Genomic DNA, 6,203 nt, shown 5'->3' on the forward strand with positions numbered 1-6,203 from the left:
GCGTAAGACGAAAGTCTTACGCATTGTTTTTATAAAAATGAAGTGCGGTTTGGGGGCAGCATAGCATGAGATTGACTTGCGGGGCAAGTCCAAGCGTAAGACGGAAGTCATACGCATTGTTTTTATAAAAGCGAAGTGCTGCTTCAGCGGCAGCAGGAGATACAATCTGCTTGCAAATATTTCTCTCCAAAAAGGGGTGTCGTTTTGCTGAAAACGGAAGTCCGCAGCAGAAAATACAAATTTTCTGAAAAAAGTACAAAATACGCTCTTGCGTATTGCTGAGAATTGGAGTACTCTTAATATAGGGGAAGAATTTTCCTTTGGTACATCAGTTGAAAAAGTGATACCAGTGGGGCGGTTTTTGTCCTACATGGCAATTTGCTGACCCACAAGAAAGAACGTATGCCATCTTTTGGCAAAAATCATAGATTTTCCACCTGTTTTGGGGGCAGTCTTTTATGGAATTGGCAAAAGGAATTTTGCTGAATGAACATAGACGAAAAAAGCGACGAGAAGGTTTTGGAAATATTGTGATTTTTTCACAAGGGTGGTATAATTTTTATTGAATCGTTTTTGATTTGAGATGCGGCCTGACAGGCTGCAGCCAAAGACCCTAAATTTATATCCAATCAGGATACAGGAGGTAATGTGTAATGAGCAAGAAATATGTTTACATGTTCAGCGAAGGTAACGCTTCCATGAGAAACCTGCTGGGCGGTAAAGGTGCGAACCTGGCTGAAATGACAAATCTGGGACTGCCTGTTCCCTATGGCTTCACAATCACAACAGAAGCTTGTACAGAATACAATGAAGGCGGCAAAAAACTGACAGATGAAATGATCGAACAGATCGAAGTGGCTCTGGCAAAACTGGAAGAGATCGCTGGCAAAAAGCTGGGCGATCCTGAAAATCCTCTGCTGGTTTCCGTTCGTTCCGGTGCAAGAGCATCCATGCCCGGTATGATGGATACTGTTCTGAACCTGGGGCTGAACGATATCTCCGTAGAAGGTTTGGCGAAGAAAACTGGCAACACCAGATTCGCTTATGACTCCTACAGAAGATTTATCATGATGTTTGCGGACGTTGTTATCGGCGTTTCCAAATCCAAATTCGAAAGAAAACTGGATGAATATAAAGAAAAAGTCGGTGCAAAATACGACACAGACCTGACAGCTGATGACCTGAAGACAGTTACAGCGATGTTCAAACAGATCTATCTGGACGACCAGGGCAAGGAATTCCCTCAGGATCCTAAGGAACAGCTGCTGGAAGCTGCTATGGCCGTATTCCGCAGCTGGGATAACCCTCGTGCTTTCGTTTACAGAAGAATGAACGATATCCCTTACAGCTGGGGCACAGCGGTTAACGTACAGATGATGGTATTCGGTAACATGGGTGATACATCCGGTACTGGTGTTGCTTTTACAAGAAACGCTGCAACAGGCGAAAAGGCTATGCTGGGCGAATATCTGGTAAATGCCCAGGGCGAAGACGTAGTAGCCGGTGTTCGTACACCTAACCCCATCGCAAAACTGAAAGAAGATATGCCCGGTGTTTACGATCAGTTTATGGATATCGCAAACACACTGGAAAGACACTATAAAGATATGCAGGATATGGAATTTACCATTGAAGAAGGCAAGCTGTTCTTCCTGCAGACAAGAAATGGTAAGAGAACTGCAAACGCTGCCCTGAGAATCGCTGTTGAAATGGTAGAAGAAGGCCTGATCACAACAGACGAAGCTCTGCTGAGAGTAGAACCCAAACAGCTGGATCAGCTGCTGCACCCTGCATTTGACCAGACAGCGCTGAAAGCTGCAAAACCTCTGGGCAAAGGCCTGCCTGCATCCCCCGGTGCTGCTGCTGGTAAGGTATATTTCACAGCAGAAGAAGCAAAAGCAGCTGCAGAAGGCGGCGACAGAGTAATTCTGGTTCGTCTGGAAACATCCCCCGAAGATATCGAAGGTATGGCTGCATCCCAGGGTATCCTGACTGTTCGCGGCGGTATGACATCCCACGCTGCAGTAGTAGCCCGTGGTATGGGTACATGCTGTGTATCCGGCTGTGAAGAAATTAAGATGAACGAGGAAGCAAAAACCTTCACACTGGGCGGCAGAACCTTTAAAGAAGGCGACTATATTTCCCTGGATGGCTCCACAGGGAACATCTATGGTGAAGATATTCCTACCGTAGAAGCTGAAATCACAGGCAACTTTGAAACATTCATGAAATGGGCAGACGCAAAGAGAGTGCTGAAAGTAAGAACAAACGCTGATACACCTCACGATGCGCAGGTTGCCATCGACTTTGGCGCAGAAGGCATTGGCCTGACAAGAACAGAGCATATGTTCTTTGAAGGCGAAAGAATCATGAAATTTAGAAAGATGATCATGTCCGATACAGTGGAAGAAAGAAAAGAAGCGCTGGCCGGCATTGAACCCTTCCAGAAAGAAGACTTCAAGGGCATCTACAAAGCAATGCAGGAAAGACCTGTTACCATCCGTCTGCTGGATCCTCCTCTCCATGAATTCATGCCCAACACAGAGGAAGAATTTGAACAGCTGGCAGAAATGACAGGCAAGACAGTAGAAGAACTGAAGATCAAAGCTCGTGGCCTGCACGAACTGAACCCTATGATGGGCCACCGTGGCTGCCGCTTGGCTGTAAGCTATCCTGAAATTGCTGAAATGCAGACAAAAGCGATCATCGAAGCTGCCATCGAAGTTTCTGAAGAAGAAGGCATCAACATCAAGCCTGAAATCATGATCCCTCTGATCGGTGAAATCAAAGAACTGAAATTCGTTAAGAATATCGTTGTAGAAACAGCAGAAAAAGTATTCGAAGCAAAAGGCAAGAAACTGGACTATCTGGTTGGTACGATGATCGAAATCCCCAGAGCTGCTTTGACAGCTGACCAGATCGCTACAGAAGCAGAATTCTTCTCCTTCGGTACAAACGACCTGACACAGATGACATATGGTCTGTCCCGTGACGATGCCGGCAAGATTCTGGCTGACTACATTGACAAGAACATCTATGAAGTTGACCCTACTGCAAGACTGGACAGAACAGGTGTTGGTCTGCTGATGAAATGGGCGGTAGAAAAGGCAAAACCTGTACGCCCTGACATCCACCTGGGTATCTGCGGCGAACACGGCGGCGATCCTTACTCCGTTGAATTCTGCCACCAGATCGGTCTGGACTATGTATCTTGTTCTCCTTACCGTGTACCTATCGCTAGATTGGCTGCGGCACAGGCTCAGATCAACTTCCCCAGATAAAGAATACATAGGAATAAGAAAACTGAAATATAGCAAAAGAGCGCACCGAAAGGGTGCGCTTTTTTATGGAAAAAAGGAGGAGGGCGACTCTATGGGAAAGATACTGTTGAATGATATTTTGGGGTTTTCGCAAAACCAGATTCCTAATGTGAGGATAAAGCTGAATGTGCATAATGGGAGCGAGGATCCCCATGAATTATATTTGCAGGACCCGGAAAAGGTAAACACAGAATGGTTTCTGTGGCACAAGGAGAGAAGATATTTCCATAAAGGCCAGATTGCCATTTGTCTGCTGTATATCGATACGGATACTTGGCTTTTAACGACCATCAAGGATATTCAAAAAGAACTTGATGTGGAGGATGGGATTGGCTATGATGCGGCGGAGAGGACAGAATATAAAAAATATTTTGGCAGGATCAAATTGAAATACCATAACAAAACCATGGGGATGGGCAGAAAATATGAATCCATCATGGAGGAGCTGGAAGTGATGGAGATTTTGCCGTCGGTATATGATGGGGATGAATTTCCCGGATATGAAAATGTCAGAGTATCCTATGCGAAGCTGGAAGCGATTCTTTCCAGAAAAAAAGCAAGCTGGCTGGCGGCATTGCAGAACCAAAAGGCAGTATATTTACTGACCGACACCAACACTGGCAAGCATTATGTTGGCTCTGCTACGGCACAGCGGGGGATGCTGCTGCAAAGATGGAAGGCTTATGTGGAAAATGGCCATGGCGGCAATGTTGAGCTGCAGGAATTGATAAAGGAAAAAGGGTTTGATTACATCAAGCGATATTTTCAATATGCGATCCTGGAAAATTATAATGCCAGAATGGATGATGCCTATATCTTAAGCAGGGAAAGCTGGTGGAAGGAAACGCTGCAGACCAGAAGATTTGGATACAACGGAAATTAAACTGCTGGGAGAATAATGATATTTGGAATTAAATAGAGAAATTTAGAGAAAATAGAAGATAATAGAAATTTAACGGTATTTTTTACCTAAAAAATCTGTTATATTCTGGAAATCGATTGAAAATATTGAAAAATAAGAGGGCGTATTGTAAAATAGGCAACGGATTTACTTTGTTATCATAGAAACAGGAGGAATTCTAATGTCGAAAGAAAAGAAAAAACGCCCTCTGGCGTTGTGGATTTTTATTGGGCTGGTGTTGGGTATCCTGACCGGTGGGATGCTGATGCATACACCTGAGATCGCTGTGCGTTACATCAAGCCATTTGGGACGCTGTTCCTGAATCTGGTGAAATTCATTGTTGTGCCCATTGTGCTGTTTTCCATTATGAGCGGTGTCATTTCTATGAAGGATATGCGAAAAGTGGGCAGCATTGGCGTGAAAACCCTCTGCTACTATATGTGTACCACGGCGGTGGCAGTACTGATTGGGCTGGTGATGGCGAATCTGTGCAAGGGGTTTTTTCACGAATTGACAACATCCGGCTTGGAATATGAAGCGGCTGCGGCTCCCAGTTTTATAGAAACTATTGTGAATATTTTTCCCAGCAACGCAGTAGAACCTATGGTAAATGCCAATATGCTGCAAGTCATTGTGATTGCTTTATTTTTTGGATTTGGCACCATCGCCGTTGGGGAAAAGGGCAAGCCCTTTGCGGCTTTTATAGAAAGTGCCAATGCGGTTTCCATGTATATCATGGATGCCATTATCAAGCTGAGCCCTATCGGTGTATTCTGCCTGATTACCCCTGTGGTGGCGGAAAACGGCCCTTCCATTCTGGGGGATCTGCTGACGGTATTGGCAGTGGCTTACCTTGCCTATATGCTGCACATGGTCATCGTATATTCCGCAACGGTAAAAGCATTTGCGGGGCTGAATCCTGTGAAATTCTTCAAAGGAATGCTGCCTGCCATTATGATGGCATTTTCCAGCGCTTCTTCTGTTGGCACCCTGCCGCTGAATCTGGAATGTGTACAGAAATTGGGGGCGAAGAAGGACGTCGCCAGCTTTATCCTGCCTTTGGGGGCTACCATCAATATGGATGGTACGGCTATTTACCAAGGGGTATGCTCTATTTTCATTGCAACATGCTATGGTATTCAGCTGACGCTGGGACAGCAGATTGCGATTATCTTGACGGCAACGCTGGCCTCTATTGGCACAGCAGGCGTGCCCGGCGCAGGGATGATCATGCTGGCTATGGTATTGCAGAGCGTTGGCCTGCCGGTGGAAGGGATCGCGCTGGTAGCCGGTATTGACCGAATTTTCGATATGGGGCGCACAACGGTAAATATCACCGGAGACGCGGCTTGCACACTGTGCGTTTCTAAAATGGAAGAAAAGAAAGAAGCAAAGGCATAAGCTTATATTTGAAAGAATAGAAAGACCTGGCTGTATAGCAGCTGGGTCCTTTCTCTTTTCCAAAGCGTTGGGGGGGTATCCTGCAAAAGCAGCTGAGAAAAAGCAGTTTGTTATTTATTAAGGAAAGGGGGCAGGGAGGACAGGAAAAAAAGATAAAAAAGTTGAAAAATGGTGTTGACATTTTTAAAAAGAAGAGTATAATAATTAAATGTGCTTGCGAAACAGCAAGACAAACTGAAAAATCAGACTAGAGGAAACGCAAAAAAAGTTAAATGTTTTTAAAGAAAACCATTGACAGGGATGCGTAGGGCTGATATAATAATTTCTGCTGATGCGAAATATCAGAGATAAGTACGAAAGAGATTGAAAAAAATCAAAAAAGTGCTTGACAGGCGAAATAATGTTTGATAAAATGTTATTCGCTGCTGAAGTAGCAGAAAGCGAAACAACTTAGAAAAGTATTTAAAAAAGTACTTGACAAAAAAATGAAGATTTGATAAAATAATCTTCGGTCGCCGAGAGGCGAGATTGATCCTTGAAAACTGAACAATGGATATGAACACACAACCCATAGTCATTC

General features: G+C 44.5%; 3 protein-coding genes. All 3 read left to right on the top strand.

Translation table 11 applies throughout. The features are described 5' to 3' along the window. Window positions 1–653 precede the first annotated feature (653 nt). The 3 genes from ppdK to ACI39P_RS08560 all read left to right on the top strand — a co-directional run bounded on the left by ppdK (window position 654) and on the right by ACI39P_RS08560 (window position 5,623). A complete protein-coding gene (gene ppdK, locus ACI39P_RS08550) occupies window positions 654–3,281 on the top strand; it encodes a pyruvate, phosphate dikinase (RefSeq protein WP_439720242.1) in 2,628 nt (875 codons plus the stop codon). A 91-nt stretch (window positions 3,282–3,372) separates the two neighbouring features. Beyond that, entirely contained in the window at window positions 3,373–4,203 is an 831-nt protein-coding gene (locus ACI39P_RS08555) for a GIY-YIG nuclease family protein (protein ID WP_439720243.1), read from the top strand. A gap of 199 nt (window positions 4,204–4,402) precedes the next feature. After that, window positions 4,403–5,623 carry a cation:dicarboxylate symporter family transporter gene (locus tag ACI39P_RS08560; RefSeq protein ID WP_439720244.1) on the top strand — a complete coding sequence of 407 codons (1,221 nt, stop codon included), beginning with the start codon at window positions 4,403–4,405 and terminating at the stop codon, window positions 5,621–5,623. Window positions 5,624–6,203 lie beyond the last annotated feature (580 nt).

The organism is Anaerotignum sp. (assembly GCF_051877975.1).
GTDB lineage: Bacteria > Bacillota > Clostridia > Lachnospirales > Anaerotignaceae > Anaerotignum_A.